At 72.9% G+C, this 22,270-nt stretch carries 18 protein-coding genes; 12 read left to right on the top strand and 6 right to left on the bottom strand.

Annotated features, from left to right (window positions below; all coding sequences use genetic code 11):
- Positions 1 to 17: 17 nt before the first annotated feature.
- The 4 genes from ACIP4X_RS03715 to ACIP4X_RS03700 all read right to left on the bottom strand — a co-directional run bounded on the left by ACIP4X_RS03715 (position 18) and on the right by ACIP4X_RS03700 (position 3,983).
- Positions 18 to 1,019, bottom strand: a complete 1,002-nt coding sequence (locus ACIP4X_RS03715) for a DNA-3-methyladenine glycosylase family protein (RefSeq protein ID WP_391453880.1) — start codon at positions 1,017 to 1,019, stop codon at positions 18 to 20.
- 46 nt (positions 1,020 to 1,065) lie between these two features.
- The gene (locus tag ACIP4X_RS03710; protein WP_358734809.1) at positions 1,066 to 2,391 is read right to left on the bottom strand and encodes a coenzyme F420-0:L-glutamate ligase; all 1,326 of its coding nucleotides are present in this window, start codon (positions 2,389 to 2,391) and stop codon (positions 1,066 to 1,068) included.
- Positions 2,388 to 3,371, bottom strand: coding sequence for a 2-phospho-L-lactate transferase (gene cofD, locus ACIP4X_RS03705; RefSeq protein WP_391453878.1), 984 nt, complete (start codon positions 3,369 to 3,371; stop codon positions 2,388 to 2,390). Before cofD ends, ACIP4X_RS03710 begins: the two co-directional genes overlap by 4 nt.
- Positions 3,372 to 3,443: 72 nt before the next feature.
- Positions 3,444 to 3,983 carry a cysteine dioxygenase family protein gene (locus ACIP4X_RS03700; RefSeq protein WP_358734805.1) on the bottom strand — a complete coding sequence of 180 codons (540 nt, stop codon included), beginning with the start codon at positions 3,981 to 3,983 and terminating at the stop codon, positions 3,444 to 3,446.
- 655 nt (positions 3,984 to 4,638) lie between these two features.
- Between ACIP4X_RS03700 and ACIP4X_RS03695 the strand changes: the two genes are divergently transcribed.
- The 3 genes from ACIP4X_RS03695 to ACIP4X_RS03685 all read left to right on the top strand — a co-directional run bounded on the left by ACIP4X_RS03695 (position 4,639) and on the right by ACIP4X_RS03685 (position 10,435).
- Positions 4,639 to 4,902, top strand: a complete 264-nt coding sequence (locus ACIP4X_RS03695) for a WhiB family transcriptional regulator (RefSeq protein WP_003975777.1) — start codon at positions 4,639 to 4,641, stop codon at positions 4,900 to 4,902.
- 194 nt (positions 4,903 to 5,096) lie between these two features.
- Positions 5,097 to 8,906 carry a glycosyltransferase gene (locus tag ACIP4X_RS03690; protein ID WP_358734803.1) on the top strand — a complete coding sequence of 1,270 codons (3,810 nt, stop codon included), beginning with the start codon at positions 5,097 to 5,099 and terminating at the stop codon, positions 8,904 to 8,906.
- On the top strand, positions 8,903 to 10,435 hold the full coding sequence (locus tag ACIP4X_RS03685) for a DUF5719 family protein (RefSeq protein ID WP_401346464.1): 1,533 nt from the start codon (positions 8,903 to 8,905) through the stop codon (positions 10,433 to 10,435). Before ACIP4X_RS03690 ends, ACIP4X_RS03685 begins: the two co-directional genes overlap by 4 nt.
- Before the next feature lie 49 nt (positions 10,436 to 10,484).
- On the opposite strand, the gene ACIP4X_RS03680 is transcribed toward ACIP4X_RS03685, so the two are convergent.
- Entirely contained in the window at positions 10,485 to 10,934 is a 450-nt protein-coding gene (locus ACIP4X_RS03680) for a metallopeptidase family protein (RefSeq protein ID WP_358734955.1), read from the bottom strand.
- Positions 10,935 to 11,249: 315 nt separating this feature from the next.
- On the opposite strand from ACIP4X_RS03680, the gene ACIP4X_RS03675 reads away from it, so the two are divergent.
- The 8 genes from ACIP4X_RS03675 (at position 11,250) to ACIP4X_RS03640 (ending at position 19,567) form a co-directional block, all read left to right on the top strand.
- Positions 11,250 to 11,672, top strand: a complete 423-nt coding sequence (locus tag ACIP4X_RS03675) for a DUF3499 domain-containing protein (RefSeq protein WP_358734799.1) — start codon at positions 11,250 to 11,252, stop codon at positions 11,670 to 11,672.
- 111 nt (positions 11,673 to 11,783) lie between these two features.
- The gene (locus tag ACIP4X_RS03670; RefSeq protein WP_401346461.1) at positions 11,784 to 13,148 is read left to right on the top strand and encodes a phosphomannomutase/phosphoglucomutase; all 1,365 of its coding nucleotides are present in this window, start codon (positions 11,784 to 11,786) and stop codon (positions 13,146 to 13,148) included.
- 148 nt (positions 13,149 to 13,296) lie between these two features.
- A complete protein-coding gene (locus tag ACIP4X_RS03665) occupies positions 13,297 to 13,467 on the top strand; it encodes a Trm112 family protein (protein WP_079103719.1) in 171 nt (56 codons plus the stop codon).
- 103 nt (positions 13,468 to 13,570) lie between these two features.
- A complete protein-coding gene (locus ACIP4X_RS03660; protein WP_358734795.1) occupies positions 13,571 to 14,698 on the top strand; it encodes an SIS domain-containing protein in 1,128 nt (375 codons plus the stop codon).
- Between the two features lie 50 nt (positions 14,699 to 14,748).
- Positions 14,749 to 15,900, top strand: coding sequence for a mannose-6-phosphate isomerase, class I (gene manA / locus ACIP4X_RS03655; protein WP_401346457.1), 1,152 nt, complete (start codon positions 14,749 to 14,751; stop codon positions 15,898 to 15,900).
- Positions 15,901 to 16,029: 129 nt separating this feature from the next.
- The gene (locus tag ACIP4X_RS03650) at positions 16,030 to 17,010 is read left to right on the top strand and encodes a cation diffusion facilitator family transporter (RefSeq protein WP_358734791.1); all 981 of its coding nucleotides are present in this window, start codon (positions 16,030 to 16,032) and stop codon (positions 17,008 to 17,010) included.
- Positions 17,011 to 17,295: 285 nt separating this feature from the next.
- Positions 17,296 to 18,753 (top strand): adenosylhomocysteinase, encoded by a 1,458-nt coding sequence (gene ahcY / locus ACIP4X_RS03645; RefSeq protein ID WP_358734789.1) that lies wholly within the window; start codon positions 17,296 to 17,298, stop codon positions 18,751 to 18,753.
- 196 nt (positions 18,754 to 18,949) lie between these two features.
- Complete coding sequence (locus tag ACIP4X_RS03640) at positions 18,950 to 19,567, top strand: hypothetical protein (protein WP_358734787.1); 618 nt, start codon at positions 18,950 to 18,952, stop codon at positions 19,565 to 19,567.
- Between the two features lie 54 nt (positions 19,568 to 19,621).
- Here ACIP4X_RS03640 and ACIP4X_RS03635 read toward each other — a convergent pair whose 3' ends face one another.
- Entirely contained in the window at positions 19,622 to 20,668 is a 1,047-nt protein-coding gene (locus tag ACIP4X_RS03635) for an RDD family protein (protein WP_358734786.1), read from the bottom strand.
- A gap of 131 nt (positions 20,669 to 20,799) precedes the next feature.
- On the opposite strand from ACIP4X_RS03635, the gene ACIP4X_RS03630 reads away from it, so the two are divergent.
- Positions 20,800 to 21,807, top strand: coding sequence for a stage II sporulation protein M (locus ACIP4X_RS03630; RefSeq protein ID WP_358734784.1), 1,008 nt, complete (start codon positions 20,800 to 20,802; stop codon positions 21,805 to 21,807).
- Positions 21,808 to 22,270: the final 463 nt, after the last annotated feature.

Genomic DNA, 22,270 nt, shown 5'->3' with positions numbered 1-22,270 from the left:
CCCCAGGACGCCCCGGCTCACAGGCGCCCGATGTCGCCCCTCGGCATCCGCGGCGCCCGACGGGGCGGTATCCGCCCGCTCATCAGGATCAGCCGGGCCGCCCGGTGCCGCTGCCCGGCGTACGGCTCCAGCAGGCGCAGCATCTCCGCGTCGTCCGCGTTCCGGTTCCCGGCCAGCGCCCAGCCCACGACTCCCGGCAGGTGCAGATCGCCGACCGTCACGGCGTCCGCCGCGCCATGACTGCGCTGCACGGTCTCCGCCGACGTCCACGGCCCGATGCCGGGCACCAGTTCCAGGCGCTCCCGCGCCCGCTCCGGAGTCATCCGCGCCGACTCCTCCAGCCGCGCGGCCACCCGCACCGCCCGCAGCACGGTAGACGCCCGCTTGTCGTCGACCCCGGCCCGGTGCCACTCCCACGACGGGATCAGCGCCCAGGTCCGCGCCGCCGGCATGACGTACATCCCGTTGGGGGCGGGCCCGGGCGCCGGCTCCCCGAACGTGCGCACCAGCGTCCGCCAGGCCGCGTATGCCTCGACCGTCGTCACCTTCTGTTCCAGGACCGAGGGGATCAGCGACTCCAGCACCAGCCCGGTCCGCGTCAGCCGCAGCCCCGGCCGGCGGTGGCGGGTCAGCGCCAGCAGCCGGTGCCGCGGTACGAACGCGGACGGGTCGTCGGTGGCCCCGAGCAACTCGGGCAGTTGCTCCAGCAGCCACGCGGCCCCCGGCCCCCACGCCTCGCCGCGCACCTCCCCGCCACGGGCGGAGACGCGCAGCGTCCCGGGTCCGAGCGGTGTGCGGCCGGTGCGCCACACCGAGCCGTCCGGCGTCGCCCGGAACGTGGGGTCGCCCTGCCCCCGCCGCAGCGGCCCGAGCACGAGCCCCAGGTCCAGCGGCCCGTCCGGCGTCCAGGCGCGCGCCTGGCCCGGCGCGGCGGCCTGCCGGGGCACGGCCGCGGGTACGCCGGCGTGCCCGCCGCGCACGGTCGGACGCGGGGGCCGCGGAGCGAAACGTCCTGCCACGAGTGAGATCCAGGGTTGCCTTGGGATGCCGTACGAGCCTATGCGGTCACAGGGAGACGACGAACGCCCCCGCGTCGCGCTCCGGCCGCGGCTTCGGCCGCTCCGCCGGATGCCCGACGGCCACCGCTCCCATCGGGTCCCAGTCCGCGGGAAGCCCCAGCGCCTCGCGCACCACGTCCCGGCAGAACATCGTCGAGGACACCCACGCCGAGCCGAGCCGCTCCCCGGCCAGCGCGACCAGGAAGTTCTGCACCCCGGCCCCGGCGGCGACCACGAACATCTCCCGCTCGGCGCCGTCCCGACGCTCGTCGCCGTACTCGTGCGAGCCGTCCATGACCAGGCACGGCACCACGAGGTACGGCGCGTTGCGCAGCACGTCCCCGCGCCGGATCCGCCGGGCGATCGACTCCTCGCTCCTCCCGTCCCGCCGCAGGTCCGCGATCCACGCCTCGCGCATCGCGTCGAGCAGCCGGGTGCGCGACTGCGCGGACTCCAGCAGCACGAACCGCCACGGCGTGGTGTGGTGCGGCGCGGGCGCGGTCACCGCGGCGGCCACCGCCCGCCGTACCGCGCCGGGGTCGACGGGCTCGTCGGTGAAGGAGCGCACGGTACGCCGCTGGGTCACCGCCTCCCGCACGGCCTCGGAGGTCCCCAGCCGGAACATGTCGTCGCGCGCGTCCCGCACCATGCCCCGCGCTCCTTCCCCGTCCTGCTCGGCCACCACGTGCCGCAGCCCGCGCACCACGGCGACGGGCAGCCCGGCGGCCTTGCCCTTGACCAGGTCGCCCGCGGCGGCGAGTTCGTCCGCGGTGGCGACGACGGTGGCGCTCAGCGGGTTGCCGTGGGCGTCGGTGCCGCCGCGCAGATCGTCCAGCACGCGCACGCCCGCGGCGCCGATGGCGACGTCGGTCAGTCCCGCGCGCCAGGGCCGCCCGAAGGTGTCGGTGACGAGCACGCCGACGGTGACCCCGAGGGCGTCGCGCAGCCCGTCCCGGATCGCGCGCGCGGACGCGTCCGGGTCCTCCGGGAGCAACAGGACCGTGCCCGACGGAGTGTTGGACGCGTCGACTCCGGCGGCCGCCATGACGTGCCCCTGCCGGTTCTGCACGATCCGCAGCGGCCCGCGCCGGGCCACGACCCGTACGGTCTCGGCGTCGATCGCGGCCTCCCGGTCGGCCGCGTGGACCAGCCGCCCCTCGGCCTTGGAGACGATCTTCGAGGTGACGAGCAGCACGTCCCCGTCGGCCAGCCCGGGCTCCGCGCCGGCGATCAGCTTGGCCAGATCGTCGCCCTGAGCGACCTCGGGCAGCCCGGGCACCGCCCAGACCCGGAACTCCGGGGCGGCCGGCGACTGCTCCGTCGTGCCGCTCATGCCCCGCGCACCTCCTCGGCCAGCGCGAGCGCCTCGTCCGCCATCCGGGCGGTGGCGTCGATGTCGGTCATCATCAGCGGCACCGCCCGGCACCGGATGCCCGCGGCCTCGACCCGCTCGATGGCGGCCCCGTCGACCGTGTCGACGAGCCAGCCGTCCAGCAGCCCCGAGCCGTAGTGCTCGGCCACGGCCGCGGCCGTGGACTCCACGCCGACCGCGGCGAGGACCTTGTCGGCCATGCCGCGCACCGGCGCGTCCCCGACGATGGGGGACAGGCCGACCACCGGTACCCCGGCGTCGGCGATGGCCTCGCGGATGCCGGGCACCGCGAGGATCGTGCCGATGGAGACGACGGGGTTGGACGGCGGGAAGAGGATCACGTCGGCCGCGGCGATCGCCTCCAGCACCCCGGGCGCCGGCTTGGCCTGCTCCGCGCCGACCGGCACCACCGCGTCGGCCGGCACCGAGGCCCGCAGCCGCACCCAGTACTCCTGGAAGTGGACGGCCTTGCGCTCGCCGGGCCCCGGGGTGGCCCCGCTGTCGGGCAGCGTGACCGCGACATGCGTCTCCACCCGGTCGTCGGTCATCGGGATCAGCCGCACCCCCGGCTTCCACCGGTCGCACAGCGCCTCGGTCACCGCGCTGAGCGGATACCCGGCGCCGATCATCTGAGTGCGCACGATGTGCGTGGCGAAGTCGCGGTCGCCGAGGCCGAACCAGTCCGGTCCGACGCCGTACGCCGCGAGCTCCTCCTTGAGATGGAAGGTCTCCTCGGCCCGGCCCCAGCCCTGCTCCTCGTCGATGCCGCCGCCGAGCGTGTACATCACCGTGTCCAGGTCCGGGCAGATCTTCAGCCCGAAGAGGTGGATGTCGTCACCGGTGTTGCCGATGACCGTGACGTCCGCGTCCGGCGCGGCCCGCTTCAGGCCGCGCAGGAACCGGGCACCACCGATGCCGCCTGCCAGAACCACAATCCGCATGGAAACAGTGTGTCAGCCGCCGGGCCGACGCGTGGCGGCCTGTGGACGACGGACATGTCCCCCGCGGGCGGCTCAGGCGCCGGTCGCGCCCGCCGGGTCGGGGAGGGCACCCGCGCACCGTGCGGCGGAGTGGGCCGCCCCGGCCGAGGACCGGGGGTGCATGGGCATCTCGGTCAGACCGGGGAAGTACACGTGCAGGCTGACCGCCGGCTCCAGCGTGTCGTTGACGACCTCGTGTGCGTAGCCGGGTGCGAACACGCGCTGCACCCCCGCGCCCAACGCGCGCGTGACCCGCGCGGTGCGCTCGGTCAGCTCGCCGTCCAGGACCGTGAGGACGCCGGAGGAGGGACCGTGATCGTGCGGTCCGCTGCCCTGTCCGGGCACCCAGGACAGCAGCCACACCTCGTAGCCCGGGCCGGTGCGCAGCCGGTGGTACCAACGGGTCGTCGCGTCGTAGCGGACGAGGTGCGCCCACTGGGCGCGGTCGGCGGCGATGGAGCGGGCCAGCCCGACGAACTCGGCCACGGTGGAGGGGTGTTCGCGGGGGGCCTGGAGCAGATGCGGGACTTCGAGGATGTCGCCGGCGATCTGGAGGTCGCTGTCGCTGTTCATGAGGGTGGGGTTCCTCGGTGAAAGAAGGTCAGAGGGAACGGGGGCCCGGGCGCGGAGGACCGGACGACGGCTGGAGCACGCGTGCGCGCGTGGGGCTCAACAGCCGCAACAGCGACAGCTGTGGCGAACGTGGGCAGCACCGCGGGACCCGGCGGTGCGGGTCGAGGTGAGTACCGAGTTCGCGAGCATGCCCCCTAGGACAGCGGCTCACACCTTCACTGTCAACTCGACGCCCGGAATGTGGGACATGTTTCACCTCATCCGGTTCATCTCGCAGGCGAAAGGTTTGCTCGCGGGGCTACCGGGACACATGGCGTCCATGCCGGGCGCGCAAGCCCCGTTGCGATCCCGTGATCAGACCGTGATCCGGGTCGCTTCGGTGCCTGTGCCGGAACGAGATCGAAGTCCGGGTCGTCCTTCCCTGTGCGGGCTCCGCGCGGGGTGCGAGACCCTCGGGGCCTCGGCGGCGTGTCAGGATTTATCCCGATTTGAACACTTTCCGCATGGGCTTGGTTCCGCAGAGTGAATAAGGGGCTCAATAGCAGATCTCGGCTTGACTCGCCCGGAGCAGCACACTTGTAATTTCACTCGTGTCGTTCAGCCGGACAGATAACGGCTGCATCACGGGGACGCGAAAGACAGACGAGGGGCGCACATGACCGAGCTGGTGCAGCAACTGCTGGTCGACGACGCGGACGAGGAGCTCGGCTGGCAGGAGCGCGCGCTGTGCGCCCAGACCGACCCCGAGTCCTTCTTCCCCGAGAAGGGCGGCTCGACCCGCGAGGCCAAGAAGGTCTGCCTCGCCTGCGAGGTCCGCTCCGAGTGCCTCGAGTACGCCCTCGCCAACGACGAGCGCTTCGGCATCTGGGGCGGCCTGTCCGAGCGGGAGCGCCGCCGGCTGAAGAAGGCCGCCGTCTGACCGCCGAACCACCACAGGCTCCGCTCGCTTCCCCCCGAAAAACGTCACGAACGGCCCGTCGCACGTGGGTTATCCACAGGCGGCGGGCCGCCCTGTTGGCCAGCCGATAGTGTGGTCGCTCGTCCGACACGCCCCCCTGCCCCCAGCGGGCGCGGGCGTCCACCGCAGACCACCGAACCGGGGCCCGTATCTCGATGTCCGTGCACAGCCATACGGCAGCCCACTACGACGGCGCTGCCCCAGCGCCCGACCCCGCGCGCGCCACGGTGTCCGACCAGACCGGCACACCGGAGTACCCGCGCCACGTCGTCACCGCCGTGCTCGTCTCCCACGACGGCGCCCGCTGGCTGCCCGACGCGCTCGCCGGCCTGCTCGGCCAGGAGCGCCCCGTCCAGTACGCCGTGGCCGCCGACACCGGCAGCGGGGACGCGTCCGCCCAGGTGGTCACCGACGCCCTCGGCCCCGACCGCGTCGTGCACCTCGCCCGGCGCACCGGTTTCGGACAAGCCGTCGAGGAGGCCGTCCACAGCGCCCCGGTCCTCACCCCGGACGACCTGCCGTACCTCAAGCGCCCCAGCAGCTGGGACCCCGTCACGCGCACCTGGCGCGACGACGCCTACGACCTGCCCGAACTGCCCCACGGGGAGCCGGTGCAGTGGCTGTGGCTGCTGCACGACGACTGTGCCCCCGAGCCCGACGCCCTGGCCGAGCTGCTGCGCGTCGTGGACAACGAGTACGAACTCGGCCGCGACGACGTGGCCGTCGTCGGCCCCAAGCTGCGCGGCTGGTACGACCGCAGGCAGCTCCTCGAAGTGGGCGTCAGCATCGCCAACTCCGGACGCCGTTGGACCGGACTCGACCGGCGAGAGCAGGACCAGGGCCAGCACGACCACGTACGGCCCGTGCTGTCGGTGTCCACCGCCGGAATGCTGATCCGGCGTGACATCTTCGAGGAACTGGGCGGGTTCGACCGCAGGCTCCCCCTTATGCGCGATGACGTCGACCTGTGCTGGCGTGCCCTCTCCGCCGGCCACCGCGTCCTGATCGCCCCCGAGGCCGTCGTACGGCACGCCGAGGCGTCCTCCCGGGAGCGCCGCACCGTCGACTGCGCCGGCCGCACCGCCGCCTCCCCGCACAAGGTCGACAAGGCCGGCGCCGTCTACACCCTACTCGTCAACGTCCGTACGGCGGCGCTGCCCTGGGTCCTGCTGCGGCTCGTCCTTGGCACCCTGCTGCGCACCGTCGCCTACCTCGTCGGCAAGGTGCCGGGACAGGCGGTGGACGAGATCCGCGGCCTGATGAGCGTCCTGCTCCGGCCCGAGCGGATCATCGCGGGCCGCGGCAGACGCGGCAGGCCGCAGATCGACAAGGGCGAGCTGCGTGCGCTGCTCCCGCCGCCGGGCGCCACCATCCGCGCCACGGTGGAACAGGTGGCCGGCAACCTCGTGGGCGGCTCCGACGCCGAGGCGTCCTCGGCCGGCCGGCACGGCGGAGCGATCGAGTCGGGGCCCGGCGGCGACGACGCCGACTTCCTGGAGGTCGAGCAGTTCGCCCGCCTCAAGCGCATCGCCCGCAAACCCGGCCCGGTGCTCTTCCTGGTGCTGCTGCTCGTCTCCCTGGCCGCCTGCCGCGACCTGCTCGGCGGCGGCGCGCTCTCGGGCGGCGCCCTGCTGCCCGCACCCGCCGACTCCGCCGAACTGTGGTCGCGCTACCTCGACTCCTGGCACCCGGTGGGCGCCGGCGGCACCCCGTCCGCGCCGCCGTACCTGGCGATGGTCGCGACGCTCGCGTCCCTGCTGCTCGGCTCGACCGGACTCGCGGTCACCGTCCTGCTGGTCGGCTCGGTGCCCCTGGCCGGGTTCACGGCGTACTTCGCCTCCCGCCCGCTGGTCCCCTCCCGTCTGCTGCGCGCCTGGGCCGCCGTCGCCTACGCCTTCCTGCCCGCCATCACCGGCGCGCTGGCCGGCGGCCGCATCGGCACCGCCGTGCTGGCCGTGCTGCTGCCGCTGATCGCCCGCGCGGGTGTCGCGGCCGCCGGCCTTGCCAAGTTCCCCGGTTCCCGCGGCAGTTGGCGCGCCACCTGGGCGTACGCCCTGCTGCTGACCATCACCACCGCGTTCACGCCGATCGTGTGGCCCATCGCGCTGCTGCTCGGCCTCGCCGTGCTGGTCGTCCGCCGCGACGACATCGTGGCTCACGGGCTGCGCTTCCTGGCCCAGTTGGGCACCCCGCTGCTGGTCCTCGCGCCCTGGTCGCTGTCGCTGCTGCCGTTCGGCTTCTTCCACGAGGCCGGAATGGAGTACGGCGCCTCGGCCGCCTCCGCGCTCGACCTGCTCGGCGCCGGCCCCGGCGGACCCGGCACGATGCACGGGCTGATGCTCATCGGCATCGTCCTGGCCGCGCTGGCCGCCCTGCTGCGCTCCGAGCGCCAGTTCGCTGTCTGGACGGCCTGGGCGGTCGCCCTGGTGGCGCTCGTCTTCGCCGTGCTGTCCAACGGCTCCACCTGGGCCGGCCCGGCCACCCTCGTCTACGGCCTCGCCCTCCTCGCCGCCGCCGCGGTCGGCGCCGACGGGGCACGCGCCCGCGTGGCCGAGCAGAGCTTCGGCTGGCGCCAGCCGGTCGCCGCGCTGATCGCCTTCGCCTCGGCCGCCGGACCCCTGCTCGTCGCCGTCGGCTGGATGATCGGCGGCGCCGACGGTCCGGTGGAGCGGCGCGACCCCGTGCAGGTGCCCGCGTTCGTCGCCGAGGAGAGCGCCACCCGCGACCAGGCCCGCACCCTGGTCCTCGACAGCGACTCGCCCGCCCACGTCGGCTACATGCTCGTACGCGGCTCGGGCGCCCGCATGGGCGACGCCGAACTCGCGGCGGTGAACGGCGCGAACAAGCAGTTGGACAAGGTCGTCGCCAACCTGGTCGCCGGCTCCGGCGCCGACCAGGCAGGGCAGCTCGGCGGCTACGCCGTGCGCTACGTCCTGGTCCACAAGGGCGCGCCCCGCGACGTCAGCCGCGTCCTGGACGCCACGCCCGGCCTCACCCGGCTCAGCCAGCAGGACGGCAGCGCCCTGTGGCGGGTGAACCAGGAGGTCTCGCGCGCCGCCGTCGTGTCCGCCTCGGGCTCGGGCACCGCCGAGCCCGTCGCCGCGGGCCCCGTCGAGATCCACACCACCATCCCGTCCGGGGCCGAGGGCCGCGTGCTGCGCCTGGCCGACTCCGCCGACGCGGGCTGGACGGCCACCCTGGACGGCAAGCCGCTCACCCGCACCACCGTCGACGGCTGGGCCCAGGGCTTCCAGCTCCCCGCGTCCGGCGGCAAGCTGGACGTCACCTTCGACGACCCGTTCGCCCACACCGCCTGGCTGTGGGCCCAGGGTGCCCTCGGCGTCGTCCTCGTCGTGCTCGCCCTGCCCGGCCGGCGCCGTGACGTCGACGACGACCTGCCCGAGGAGGAGATCGTTCCCGCCGAGGCCGTCACCGGAGAGGGCCGCCGCGCCCGCAGGCTCCGGGCCCAGGCCGAGGCCGAGGAGGCCGGACAGGACGAGGCCGGTCACGAGGGGTTCGGGCCGGAGGAGGCCCGGCAGCAGGAGCCCGGACAGCCGGAGTTCGCGCCGGAACCGGGCACCGTGCCGCCTGCCGCCCCGGACGAGGCCGCCGCCGTCCCGCACCAGCAGGCCTACGACGAGTGGGACACCAGCGCCTACGCGGGAACCACGGCCGAGTACGCCGCCTACGGCGACAACCAGTACCAGGACGAGAGCCAGTACCAGAACGACGGCCAGTACCAGGGCGCCCAGCCCCAGCAGTACCCGGCGGGCGGCTACGACCAGGCCTACCAGGCCGACCCGTACCAGGGCGCCCCGTACGACCCGTACGGCTACGGCGGCCAGACGCCGGCGGCGCCCTATGACCAGACGACGTACCAGCAGGGATACGAGGAGCCGTACGACCCGGCTCAGCACCACCCGCACGGCAACGGCAATGAGCGCCCCGACGGGAGCCAGCAGTGAACCGCACGACCCTGTCCCTGATCGCCGGCGTGACCGCGCTCGCCGCCGTCACCGGATTCGCCGCGCTGGAGACACCGGAGGCCACCGGCGCCGGCACCGCCACGGGCGCCGCGCAACTGCCGGTCGAGCGCACCACCCTGGTGTGCCCGGCGCCGAGCACCTCGGACATAGCCGACACCGCGTACACGTCCTTCACCCCCGTGACCACGGGCACCGGCGGCACGGGCAGGGCCCAGTTGCTGCCCGCCACCGAGTCGTCGGACACCGGCGGCGGGAAGGGCACGGCCAAGGGCGGCTCCACGGGCGGGACCAAGGACGGCGGAAAGAACAAGACCGCCAAGTCCGTCCTGGAGCCCAAGGAGCCCGGCACCCCCGTCACTCACGACACCTCGGGCGGGGACGGGACCGCGCTGATCGGCACGGCCGAGGGCAAGTTCGCACCCGGCTGGACGGTGCAGCAGACCACCGAGGTCGCCGTGGGCGCCGGCCGCGGTCTCCTGGGCGTGACCTGCACCGCGCCGGACACCCAGTTCTGGTTCCCCGGCACCAGCACGGCCGCCACCCGGTCCGACTACATCCACCTCACCAACCCGGACGACTCCCCGGCCGTCGTCGACATCCAGCTCTACGGCACGGAGGGCGTCGTGAAGTCGCCCGCCGGCGAGGGCATCACCGTTCCGCCGCACTCCAGCGAGCCGGTCCTGCTCTCCACGCTCGCCGACTCCCCGCAGCAGGACCTCACCGTGCACGTGAGCGTGCGCAGCGGCCGGGTCGGGGCGGCGGTGCAGTCCCTCGACAACAGTCTGGGCGGGGACTGGCTGGCGGCGTCCGCCGACCCGGCGGGCAGCCTGGTGCTCCCGGGCATCCCCAAGGACGCCACGGACGTACGGCTGGTCGCCTTCACGCCCGCCGACTCCGACGCCGACCTGACGGTGCGCCTCGCCTCCCCGTCCGGGCTGATCACGCCCGCGGGGCACGAGACGGTCCACCTCAAGGGCGGGACGACGACCGTCGTCGAGCTCGGCGAGGTCACGCGCGAGGAGGCGGGCTCGCTGGTGCTGACCCCGACCTCGCGGTCGGTGCCCGTGGTCGCGGCGCTGCGGATCCTGCGGGGCAAGGGCGACCGGCAGGAGACGGCGTTCATCCCGGCGACCGGACCGGTCGTGACCCGGGCGACCTCGCCGGACAACAGCGCCAAGGGCTCGACGCTGTCGCTGACGGCTCCCACCGCCACCGCGGAGGTCAAGGTCACCGCGTCGGCGGGCAGCGGCGGTGGCACGGCCGTGTCGAAGACCTACACCATCAAGGAGGGGACGACCCAGGACATCGTCCCGCCGGTGCCGTCCGGTCTGAAGGGGACCTACGCGGTCACGGTGGAGCGGGTCTCCGGCGGCCCGGTCTACGGGGCGCGCACCCTCACGACGTCGCGGGAGGGCAGCTCCGCCTTCACGATCCAGACGCTGCCGGACGACCGGGGGATGGTCGCGGTGCCGCACGCGGAGCAGGACCTGTCGGTGCTGCAGAAGTGAGCCGGGCGGCCCCCGGCGGGCAGGGGCGCTCCTCGTCGCGGCGGGGCGGTCAGTCCTCGCCGTACCGGGGGTCGACCGTCTCCGGGGTGAGCCCCAGCAGCTCGGCCACCTGCTCGACCACGACCTCGTGCACCAGGGCGGCCCGCTCGTCGCGGCCCTTGGTGCGGATCTCCACCGGCCGCCGGTAGACCACCACGCGCGCGCGTCGGCCCTCCCGCGACGCGACCGTGCCCCCGAGCGGCACCGCCTCGTCGCTCCACCCCTGCCCCGGCCCGTCCAGCCGGGGCACCTCCACCACGAAGAAGTCGATGTCGGCCAGTTGCGGCCAGCGCCGCTCAAGACGGTCCACGGAGTCCTGCACCAGATCCGCGAACACCTCGGCGCGGCTCGCGGCAAGAGGCACCTGCGGCGGGGCGATCGGGCCGCGCATGCCCCGGCCGTGGCGATCACGTCGTCGGGGCCCGGGGCCGGCGGCACGGGGCGGTACACGGTTGTCCATCACTGCTGAAGGGTAGTCCCCGGCGTCCGCGCGCGCCCGGCTCCACGCGCCGTCCCGGACATCGCGCGCCGTCCCGGACACCAGGCCGGACGCCGTGTCACGGCCACTGCCACGGTGAGCATTTCAGCCAAGCTGGGGCTCGATTCCATATCTCTACGGGACCGTCAATATCAAGGTAATTGACTGATTTTGTACCCGGTCGTGACCGGATCCGACGCGCCCGAGGTCCCGTCAGGCCGCGTTCGCGCAGGTCAGGGAAGTGTGACAGAAGGCGCTTCCGGGACGTTTCACGCCGCGACACGGTGGAGTGACCTGGTGGAGAGTCGTCGCGGCCCGCTCAAGAGTGCGGTACCGTCCAACGTCGTGAGCCTTGTACGTCGCTGTTCGCGCACCGCTTGCGGCCGTCCCGCCGTAGCGACGCTGACGTACGTCTACGCCGACTCGACCGCCGTCCTCGGCCCGCTCGCCACCTACGCCGAACCCCACTGCTACGACCTGTGCGCCGAACACTCCGAGCGCCTCACCGCCCCGCGTGGCTGGGAGGTCGTCAGGCTCCTCGACGGCTCGGCTCCCGCGCGGCCCAGCGGCGACGATCTGGAAGCGCTTGCCAACGCCGTGCGCGAGGCCGCCAGGCCCCAGGAACGGGCGGCCGAGGCCGGTGGCGGAGCGCGTTCCGCGGATCCGATGGAGGTCGCCCGCCGCGGCCACCTGCGCGTGCTCCGCTCGCCCGACAACTGACTCCGTCGGCCGCGCACTCCTTCCGTCACCCGCGCCCCGCGCCTTCGCCGCCCGGTGTTCGCACACCGGCGGTAGTTTGTGGTGACCGATAGGACCTCAGAAGGGCTGGCCGTGGCTGCTGATCTGTCGCAGATCGTGAAGGCGTACGACGTACGCGGGGTGGTCCCGGACCAGTGGGACGAGTCGCTGGCCGAGCTCTTCGGCGCCGCCTTCGCCCAGGTGACCGGCGCCGAGGCCCTCGTGACCGGCCACGACATGAGGCCCTCCTCGCCCGGCCTGGCCCGCGCCTTCGCCCGCGGCGCCGCCCGTCACGGCGCCGACGTCACCGGCATCGGGCTGTGCTCCACGGACCAGCTGTACTACGCCTCCGGCGCCCTGGACCTGCCCGGCGCGATGTTCACGGCCTCGCACAACCCGGCCGAGTACAACGGCATCAAGATGTGCCGCGCGGGCGCGGCCCCCGTCGGCCAGGACTCAGGACTGGCGGAGATCCGCGAACTGGTCGAGCGGTGGCTCGTCTCGGGTGCCCCGGAACCGGCCGACCGGCGGGGGACGATCAGCCGGCGCGACACGCTGCACGACTACGCCGCGTACCTGCGCTCCCTCGTTGACCTGGACTCCCTGCGCCCCCTGAAGGTCGTCGTCGACGCGGGCAACGGCATGGGCGGCCACACCGTCCCGACCGTCTTCGACGGGCTGCCCGTCGACCTCGTCCCGATGTACTTCGAACTGGACGGCACCTTCCCCAATCACGAGGCCAACCCCCTCGACCCGGCCAACCTCGTCGACCTTCAGAAGCGGGTCCGCGCCGAGGGCGCCGACCTCGGCATCGCCTTCGACGGCGACGCCGACCGCTGCTTCGTGATCGACGAGCGCGGCGAGCCGGTCTCGCCGTCCGCGATCACCGCGCTGGTCGCCGCCCGCGAACTGGCGAAGAACGGCGGCAAGGGCGTGATCATCCACAACCTCATCACCTCCTGGTCGGTCCCGGAGGTGGTGGAGGAGAACGGCGGCACGCCCGCCCGCACCCGCGTGGGCCACTCCTTCATCAAGGCCGAGATGGCGAGGACCGGCGCGATCTTCGGCGGCGAGCACTCCGCGCACTACTACTTCAAGGACTTCTGGAACGCCGACACCGGCATGCTCGCCGCCCTGCACGTCCTCGCGGCCCTCGGCGGCCAGGACGGCCCGCTGTCCGCCCTCGTCGCCCAGTACGACCGCTACGCCGGTTCCGGCGAGATCAACTCCACGGTCGCCGACCAGACCGCCCGCCTCGCCGCCATCAGGTCGGCCTACGAAGGCCGCGCGGACGTCACCCTCGACGAACTCGACGGCCTCACGGTCAGCGCCGCCGACTGGTGGTTCAACGTCCGCCCGTCCAACACCGAACCGCTGCTGCGGCTGAACGCCGAGGCCCGCGACGAGCCGACGATGGCCAAGGTGCGCGACGAGGCCCTGGCGATCATCCGGGGCTGAGAGACCGTCCGCCCCGGTGGCGGCGGCGCCACGGCATGAGGGCCCCGGCCCGCCCCCGCCACGCCGCCGCCACCGGCGGTACCCTGACCAGGCACGTCCGTACGACCGCAACCGACGCGTCCATCCCGCCCGCCCGAAGGGAAACCCCATGCCGCTCGAAGCCGGCCTCCTGGAGATCCTCGCCTGCCCGGCCTGCCACGCCCCCCTCAAGGAGCAGGAAACCGAGCTGGTCTGTACCGGGCAGGACTGCGGTCTGGCGTACCCCGTCCGCGACGGCATCCCCGTCCTGCTCGTCGACGAGGCCCGCCGCCCGGCGTGACACCGGCCGGTCCGGAGGAGGCCCACCGCCTCGTCCGGACGACTTCCGCTGCCCGCACGAAGACGACCCAGGCGCTCGGTGCCCGATCGGGAGGCTGCCGCCCATGCTCGACGAATCGCTGCTCGACGCCCCGGAGGGGCTCGCCGAGGCGGACCGCCGCGGACTGCTCCGCGGTGCCGCCGAGGCCGGCGCCCGCGTCCGGACCGCCGCCCGGAACGCCGTCGAGGCCGGCGTGGCCGGCCTCAGGCCCGACGGCCGTCCCCGCGCCGTCCTGATCGCCGGCCCCGGAGCCGCCGCCACCCAGGCGGCCGACCTGCTCGGCACGCTCGCCGGCGCCGGCAGCCCCGTGACCCGGCTGGCGCCCACGGGCGTGGCCTCCGCCGCCGGCGCCCTGCGCTGGGAGCTGCCCGGCTGGGCCGGCTCCGTCGACCTGCTGCTGATCGCCACCCCGGACGGCACCGAACCGAGCCTGTCCCTGCTCGCCGAGCAGGCCTACCGGCGCGGTTGCACGGTCGTCGCCGTGGCCCCGGCCGGTACCCCGCTCGCCGCGGCCCTCGAAGGCGCCCGCGGCCTGTTCATCCCCATGGCCACGGCCCCCTACGACCACGACGAACCCCTCGCCGGATCCGCGCCGGGCGTCCTGTGGGCGCTGCTCACCCCGCTGCTGGCCCTCCTGGACCGCGTCGGCCTGCTCACGGCCCCGCCGGACGCCTTGGAGAAGGTCGCCGACCGGCTGGACCACATCGCCGAGCGCTGCGGACCCGCCATCGTCACCTACAGCAACCCGGCCAAGACCCTCGCCGCCGAACTCGCCGACGCGCTGCCGGTCATCTGGACCGAGGGCGCCTCCGCGGGACCCGCGGGCCGCCGCTTCGCCGCCGGACTCGCCGAACTGTCCGGCATCCCCGCGATCGTCGCCGAACTGCCCGAGGCCCTCGCCGCGCACACCGCGCTGCTCGCCGGTCCGCTGGCCGCCAGCGCCGACCCGGACGACTTCTTCCGCGACCGTGTCGAGGAACGGCCCGCCCTGCACGCGCGCGTGGTGCTGCTGCGCGACCGCCCGCTGGGCGGCCTGACCGCCGCCCCGGCCGCCCGGGACCTGGCCCTCAGCCACGACACGCCGATCAGCGAACTGGAGCCGGACCCCGGCGACGAGATCGAGACCCTCGCGGAACTGATCGCCGTCACGGATTTCACCGCCGTTTACCTGGCGCTCGCCTCCGGCACCTGATCTGTCCTTGAGAACAGCCGAGAACAGCCCAGAACCGCAGAGAGAAGCGCATGGACCGCCTCGACAACACGATCCGCCCCTACGCCTGGGGTTCCACCACCGCCATCCCGCACCTGCTGGGTGTCGAACCGAGCGGCGAACCCCAGGCGGAGCTGTGGATGGGGGCCCACCCGGGCGCACCCTCGCGCACCGCGCGCGGCACCCTCTCCGACGTCATCGAGGCCGGCCCCGAGGAGGAACTCGGCGCCAGGACGGTCGCGAAGTTCGGCCCGCGTCTGCCCTTCCTGCTGAAGATCCTCGCCGCCGGCGCCCCGCTCTCCCTCCAGGTCCACCCCGACCTGGAGCAGGCCAAGGAGGGATACGCCGACGAGGAGCGCCGAGGCGTCCCCGCCGACGCCCCGCACCGCAACTACAAGGACGCCAACCACAAGCCCGAACTGGTCTGCGCGCTCACCGAGTTCGACGGCCTGTGCGGCTTCCGCGCGCCGAACCGGGCCGCCGACCTGCTCGAAGCCCTGGGCGTCGACTCCCTCAAGCCGTACATCGAGGTGCTGCGCACCCGCCCCGAGGAAGCCGCCCTGCGCGAGGTCCTCACCGCCCTCCTCACCGCCGACCGCGAGGAGATGGCCGCGACGGTCACCGAGGCCGCGGCCGCCTGCGCCCGCCTCGGCGGCGACCACGCCCCCTACGCCGGCATCGCCCGCCACTACCCGGGCGACCCGGGCGTGCTGGCCGCGATGCTCCTCAACCACTTCCGCCTCAAGCCGGGCGAGGCGGTCTTCCTCGGCGCCGGTATCCCGCACGCCTACCTCGACGGCCTGGGCGTGGAGATCATGGCCAACTCCGACAACGTCCTGCGCTGCGGCCTGACCCCCAAGCACGTCGACGTCCCCGAACTCCTGCGCATCGTCCGCTTCGAGGCGCGCGACCCCGGCATCCTGTCCCCGGAGCCCGGCCCCGACGGCGAGGAGGTCTACGACACCCCCGTCGACGAGTTCCGCCTGTCCCGCTACGTCCTGCCCGAGGGCGCCACCGACGTCGACCTCACCCTCGGCACCCCGCAGATCCTGCTCTGCACGGCCGGCTCCGTCCGGGCCGGCGAGCAGCAACTGACCCCGGGACAGTCCGTGTTCGTCCCGGCCGGCCAGAAGACCGGGGCCTCCGGCACCGGCACCCTGTTCCGGGCCACCGTCGTCGCATGACCGTGCGGGCGGCGGCCCGGGAGGCCGCCGCCCTCGTACCGTCGCCGGACCGGCTGCCACAATGACCCACCGGCCGAGGACGGGTCACGGCCGCGACGGCGTACAACGGCGAAGGGACAACGCGAACAGATGAGCGCGTCAGGCGGTACCAGGGCGATCATGGCGGCACTCGGCGCCAACCTCGCCATCGCGGCAGCCAAGTTCGTGGCGTTCGCCTTCAGCGGCTCCTCGTCGATGCTCGCCGAGGGCGTGCACTCCCTCGCCGACTCCGGCAACCAGTTCCTGCTGCTGATCGGCGGCAAGCGGGCCCAGCGCGAGGCGACCCCGCAGCACCCCTTCGGCTACGGCCGCGAGCGCTACGTCTACGCCTTCCTCGTCTCCATCGTCCTGTTCTCCGTCGGCGGCATGTTCGCCATCTACGAGGGCGTCGAGAAGATCAGCCACCCGCACGAACTGGAGCACTGGTACTGGCCGGTGGGCGTCCTCCTCTTCGCGATCGCCGCCGAGGGCTTCTCCTTCCGCACGGCCCTCAAGGAGGCCGACCAACTGCGCGGCAAGCTGTCCTGGCCACAGTTCATCCGCCGCGCCAAGGCACCCGAACTGCCGGTCGTGCTCCTGGAGGACTTCGGCGCGCTGATCGGTCTCGTCCTCGCCCTCGGCGGTGTGGGTCTCTCCCTGCTCACCGGCGACGGGATCTGGGACGGCATCGGCACGGTCTGCATCGGCGCCCTGCTCGTACTGATCGCCCTCGTCCTGGCCGCCGAGACCAAGTCCCTGCTGCTCGGCGAGGCCGCTGGCACCGACGTGGTCCGGCAGATCGAGACCGCCATGGTCGACGGCGACACCGTCACCGGCGTCATCCACATGCGCACGCTCCACCTCGGCCCCGAGGAACTGCTCATCGCCGCCAAGATCGCCGTCCGGCACGACGACACGGCAGCCGAGGTCGCCGCCGCCATCGACGCGGCCGAGGCCCGCATCCGCGCCGCCGTCCCCATCGCCCGCGTCATCTACCTGGAACCGGACATCTACAGTGAGGCCGAGGCCGCCAAGGGCCCCGACCGCGAGGCCACCCCGGGCGGCCCCGCCCCGCACCCCACCGGTCACTGATCCAGGCCGGCCCGGCGACGATCACGAGGTCCGCGAAAGGCCCCGAGTGTCCGGACGTGGACTGTGGGCCGCCTTGCTTCGCGGTGTAGCTTGGGACGGAGCCAGACGTCGCTGCTGATGGCGGTCGGGCGGCCCGAGCAGGGGCCGGCCGAGGGAGAGAGGGCCTCCGACGGACTGCGCTGCGCGCACGCGGACATGCCTGTGTCCTTCTTCGGGCACCCCTGTGTCCGCCGCCGCGCAGATCAGCCGTACCCACCTCGCCCCAACCCCGAGGAGCAGCACCCCATGACGACTGTCGAGAACCGACAGGACTTCAAGGTCGCCGACCTGTCCCTGGCCGAGTTCGGCCGTAAGGAGATCTCCCTCGCCGAGCACGAGATGCCGGGCCTGATGGCCATCCGTGCGGAGTACGCCGAGAGGCAGCCGCTCAAGGGCGCCCGCATCACCGGCTCCCTGCACATGACCGTGCAGACCGCCGTCCTGATCGAGACCCTGACGGCCCTCGGCGCCCGGGTCCGCTGGGCGTCCTGCAACATCTTCTCCACCCAGGACCACGCGGCCGCCGCCATCGCCGTCGGCCCCGACGGCACCCCCGACAACCCGCAGGGCGTCCCGGTCTTCGCCTGGAAGGGCGAGACCCTCCAGGAGTACTGGTGGTGCACCGAGCAGGCGCTGACCTGGCCGGACAGCCCCACCGGCGGCCCGAACATGATCCTGGACGACGGCGGTGACGCCACGCTGCTGGTCCACAACGGCGTCGAGTACGAGAAGGACGGCAAGGTCCCCTCGCCCGACACCGCCGAGTCCGACGAACACCGCGTCATCCTGGAGCTGCTGAACCGCACCCTGGGCGAGAACCCCCAGAAGTGGACCCAGCTGGCCTCCGAGATCCGGGGCGTCACCGAGGAGACCACCACCGGTGTGCACCGCCTGTACGAGATGCAGCGCGAGGGCACCCTCCTGTTCCCGGCGATCAACGTCAACGACGCCGTCACCAAGTCGAAGTTCGACAACAAGTACGGCTGCCGGCACTCCCTGGTCGACGGGATCAACCGCGCCACCGACGTCCTGATCGGCGGCAAGACCGCGGTCGTGTGCGGCTACGGCGACGTGGGCAAGGGCTGCGCGGAGTCCCTGCGCGGCCAGGGCGCCCGCGTGATCGTCACCGAGATCGACCCGATCTGCGCCCTCCAGGCGGCGATGGACGGCTACCAGGTCACCACGCTGGACGAGGTCGTCGAGACGGCCGACATCTTCGTCACCACCACCGGCAACAAGGACATCATCCTCGCCTCCGACATGGCGAAGATGAAGCACCAGGCCATCGTCGGCAACATCGGCCACTTCGACAACGAGATCGACATGGCCGGCCTCGCCAAGATCCCCGGCATCGTCAAGGACGAGGTCAAGCCGCAGGTCCACACCTGGACCTTCCCCGACGGCAAGAAGATCATCGTGCTGTCCGAGGGCCGCCTCCTGAACCTGGGCAACGCCACCGGCCACCCGTCGTTCGTGATGTCCAACTCCTTCGCGGACCAGACCCTGGCCCAGATCGAGCTGTTCACCAAGCCCGACGAGTACCCGACCGGCGTCTACGTGCTGCCCAAGCACCTCGACGAGAAGGTCGCCCGCCTCCACCTGGACGCCCTCGGCGTCAAGCTCACCACGCTGCGCCCCGAGCAGGCCGCGTACATCGGCGTGGAGGTCGACGGCCCGTACAAGTCGGACCACTACCGCTACTGACCGCCACCGCCGAGCCGCACCCCGCGTCTCAGCCAGGTCCTCCGAGGCAGGCCCCCGCACCCCCGTGTCGGGGGCCTGCCCCTTTGGACCGGATGGACCGGACCGGCCGTTTCGACCGGACCGGCGGTCGTCACGCCGCCCGCCTGCCCCGAAGCACCGGGGCGGCCGGACCGCCCCGTCACACCCCAGGACCCCCATGCCCCGCGGCCGTTATTCGCTCCACGATCCGCACGATCACACCCCCCTCGCAGAAGAGCACTTCCAGTGCGCCCCCGGCCCCTCCGGCTGGCGCTACGTGTCGCAGGTGACCTCCCCCTCGGGCACTCATCTCGGCTCCGTCGACCTGGCCCTGGACGACCTCGGCCGTCCCCTCCGCCTCGAACTCCACGCGGGAAGCTGGCAGGTGCGCGGTGCCGCCCTCGACGGCGTCACCTGGGTCCGCACCGACCCCACCGGCATCCATGCCACCGAAGGCACTGCGCGCGCCCACACCTTCACCGGCACATCGCCCGCGTTCCTCGTCGCCACCGCCCGTCTCCTGCGCCTCACCCCCTCTTCCTCCGCGACCCGCGTCCGCCTCGTCGCCTTCACGGATCCGGTCCTCGCCCCCCGCACCGTGGACCAGTCCTGGGCTCTGCTGGAAAGAGAAGCACACGCCACTGACAACGGCCCCCTGACCGTGGACGAATACCAGGTCACAGCCCTGGACACGGGCGAGCAGCACACCGTGCACATCGCCGGGGACGTGGTGCTGGCAGCCCCAGGCATCGAGCTCGACGACCTCCAGTCGCCCCCGTCGGTCTTCGGCTCCTGAGCCCGCGGGGCGAAGCGGCCGGGAAGATCCGAACGGTCCGGACCGGCCGACGCGTCAGGCCGGCGGCACGAACCCGGTGCCGGGACGCTCGGTCCGCGGCGTGTCCTCGGGAGCGGCGTGCTGCGACGGGAGATCCGCGGTCGGGGCGCCCCAGGAAGGGGTGTCCTGAGACGCGGCGGGTGAGGCCGCGGCGGACACGGGAGCGCCCGCATGCTCGCCCGCGCCGTACGCCTGCCACTGCGGCGCGCCGTACACCGGCGGTTGCGGCGGCGGGAAGCCGGGAGCACCCGGCGCCGCACCGAACCCGGCGACCGGGACCCCGCCCCCCGCTGCGGACGCACCGGCCCCGGAGCCGCCGCCGAACGTGCGCCGGGCCTCACGCGCCTGCCGCTCCTGCAGCAACGCCGCCAGATACATGGCCGGCGGAATCTCGCGCGGTGCCGGAGTCCCGGTACTGGCGGCGAGATCGGCGGCGAGCCGCTCGGACATGTTCCAGGCGACCTGCGGATCCAGGTACTGCATCCGCGTCAGGTACTGCCGGACCGCCAGCCAGAGCCCGTCGGGCACCGCTGACAGATCGAGTTCCGAGAAACGCCCCGCCAGCCAGGGCGGCGGCGGAGGCACGGCGGTCGCCTGCCCGGCCGGCACCCGCTCCCGCACGACCAGGGTGCCCGCGAACACGTCACCCAGCCGGCGCCCCCGCGCCGACACCAGGGAGGCGACACAGGCGACGACCCCGAAGGTCATCAGAATCTCGACCACACCGATCGCGCCACGCACCAGCGCGTGCCGGAACCGGATCGGCCCACCGTCGTCCCGGACCACCCGCAGCCCGCAGGCCAACTTTCCGAGGGACCGGCCGTGGCTGAGTGTCTCCACGGCTATCGGCCCCCCGACCAGCACGAGCAGGAACGCCGCGATCGACACCGCGATCTGCGCCGCCTCGTCCAGAGAAGCCGTGGCCGCGAGGAGGGCGAAGGACACGACCATGTAGACCGTCACCGTCACGACGAGGTCGAGCAGCACCGCCATTGCCCTGCTGGGCAGCCTCGCCGGGCGCACCTCCAGCGCCACGGCCTCACCCGTCACCAGCTCACTCATGCCCGTCGTCCTTCCCCTGGCCTGCCCCGAGACCGGCCAGTCTGCCAAGCTGAGGGCGACCGCGCCGCAGTAGGACAAGCTGACACAGCCGACGAGTTGTCGAACAACCAGCCGAGGAGCAGGCAGGCACGATGGACCTGGACGTCTTCGTCTCCGCCCACCGAGCGGAATGGGACCGCCTCGACACCCTGCTCCGCCGCAGGCGCAGGCTCAACGGCACGGAGGCCGACGAGCTCGTCGCCCTCTACCAGCGCACCGCCACCCACCTCTCCCTGATCCAGTCCAGCGCCCCCGACCCGCAGCTGACGGGCCGGCTCAGCCAGCTCGTGGCAGGCGCGCGCAGTGCCGTGACGGGAACCCGCCGCGCCTCGTGGCGGGATGTCACCCGCTTCCTGCTGGAGGGTTTCCCCGCGGCGGTCTACCGAGCCCGCCACTGGTGGGTTCCCGCCGCGCTGGCATCCACCGTCGTCGCGGCGCTCCTGGGGTGGTGGATCAGTACGCACCCCGAGGTGCAGGCCGCGATCGCGGCGCCCGACGAGCTGCGGCAACTCACCCGTCCCGGCGGCGAGTACGAGACCTATTACTCCAGCCACCCCGCGGCCGCCTTCGCCGCCCAGGTCTGGACGAACAACGCGAAGGCCGCCGCGATGTGCCTGGTCCTGGGCGTCTTCCTGGGGCTGCCGGTTCTGTGGATCCTCTTCGAGAACATGCTCAACCTCGGTGTGGGCATCGGCCTGATGTCCTCGGCCGGCCGTCTCGACACCTTTCTCGGTCTCGTCCTCCCTCATGGTCTGCTCGAACTGACCGCGGTCTTCGTCGCCGCCGGTGCGGGACTGCGCCTCGGCTGGACGGTCATCGACCCCGGCCCCCGCTCCCGCCGCACCGCTCTCGCCGAAGAAGGCCGGGCCGCGGTGGGCATGGCGATCGGTCTCGCCCTCGTTCTCCTCGTCTCCGGAGCCATCGAAGGCTTCGTCACGCCGTCGGGCCTGCCCACCTGGGCCCGCATAGGCATCGGGATCGTCGCCGAGCTGGCCTTCCTGGCCTACGTCTATGTCCTCGGCGGTCGAGCGGCGCGGGCCGGCGGCACAGGGGACGTGGAGCCAACCGAGCGAAGCGCGACCGTGCCGACCGCCGCCTGATGTGCGTTTGAGCCCGCCGAGCTGCTAGTCTCCTCTTCGCCGCACCGGAGCCGTTGACACGGGTCGGGTGGGGAGGTAGATTCAAACAGTTGCCCGGAGATGGACAGGGTCCACGAGGGTGACAGTGAGCATCTATCTGCTTCTGTGCATGTCGACAAGATCGAACATGGAGAAGCCATTCCCGATAAATCGGAAATGAAGGCCGGTCAGACCGGCTCAAAACTTCTGATAAAGTCGGAACCGCCGGAAAGGGAAACGCGAGAGCGGAAACCTGGAAAGCACCGAGGAAATCGGATCGGAAAAAGATCTGATAGAGTCGGAAACACCGAAGGGAAGCGCCCGGAGGAAAGCCCGAGAGGGTGAGTACGAAGGAAGCGTCCGTTCCTTGAGAACTCAACAGCGTGCCAAAAATCAACGCCAGATATGTTGATACCCCGTCTCCAGCATCAGCTGGGACGAGGTT

This window comes from Streptomyces sp. NPDC088817, from assembly GCF_044750345.1.
In the GTDB taxonomy this organism is placed as follows: Bacteria; Actinomycetota; Actinomycetes; order Streptomycetales; family Streptomycetaceae; genus Streptomyces.
This window is presented reverse-complemented; position numbering and strand designations above follow the sequence as displayed.

Coding starts and splice junctions, on each gene's coding strand:
- ACIP4X_RS03710 (WP_358734809.1), bottom strand. CDS start 2,391: ATGAGCGGCACGACGGAGCAGTCGCCGGCCGCCCCGGAGTTCCGGGTC.
- ACIP4X_RS03700 (WP_358734805.1), bottom strand. CDS start 3,983: ATGAACAGCGACAGCGACCTCCAGATCGCCGGCGACATCCTCGAAGTC.
- ACIP4X_RS03695 (WP_003975777.1), top strand. CDS start 4,639: ATGACCGAGCTGGTGCAGCAACTGCTGGTCGACGACGCGGACGAGGAG.
- ACIP4X_RS03690 (WP_358734803.1), top strand. CDS start 5,097: ATGTCCGTGCACAGCCATACGGCAGCCCACTACGACGGCGCTGCCCCA.
- ACIP4X_RS03650 (WP_358734791.1), top strand. CDS start 16,030: ATGAGCGCGTCAGGCGGTACCAGGGCGATCATGGCGGCACTCGGCGCC.
- ACIP4X_RS03680 (WP_358734955.1), bottom strand. CDS start 10,934: ATGGACAACCGTGTACCGCCCCGTGCCGCCGGCCCCGGGCCCCGACGA.
- ACIP4X_RS03635 (WP_358734786.1), bottom strand. CDS start 20,668: ATGAGTGAGCTGGTGACGGGTGAGGCCGTGGCGCTGGAGGTGCGCCCG.
- ahcY (WP_358734789.1), top strand. CDS start 17,296: ATGACGACTGTCGAGAACCGACAGGACTTCAAGGTCGCCGACCTGTCC.
- cofD (WP_391453878.1), bottom strand. CDS start 3,371: ATGCGGATTGTGGTTCTGGCAGGCGGCATCGGTGGTGCCCGGTTCCTG.
- ACIP4X_RS03630 (WP_358734784.1), top strand. CDS start 20,800: ATGGACCTGGACGTCTTCGTCTCCGCCCACCGAGCGGAATGGGACCGC.
- ACIP4X_RS03640 (WP_358734787.1), top strand. CDS start 18,950: ATGCCCCGCGGCCGTTATTCGCTCCACGATCCGCACGATCACACCCCC.
- ACIP4X_RS03660 (WP_358734795.1), top strand. CDS start 13,571: ATGCTCGACGAATCGCTGCTCGACGCCCCGGAGGGGCTCGCCGAGGCG.
- ACIP4X_RS03665 (WP_079103719.1), top strand. CDS start 13,297: ATGCCGCTCGAAGCCGGCCTCCTGGAGATCCTCGCCTGCCCGGCCTGC.
- manA (WP_401346457.1), top strand. CDS start 14,749: ATGGACCGCCTCGACAACACGATCCGCCCCTACGCCTGGGGTTCCACC.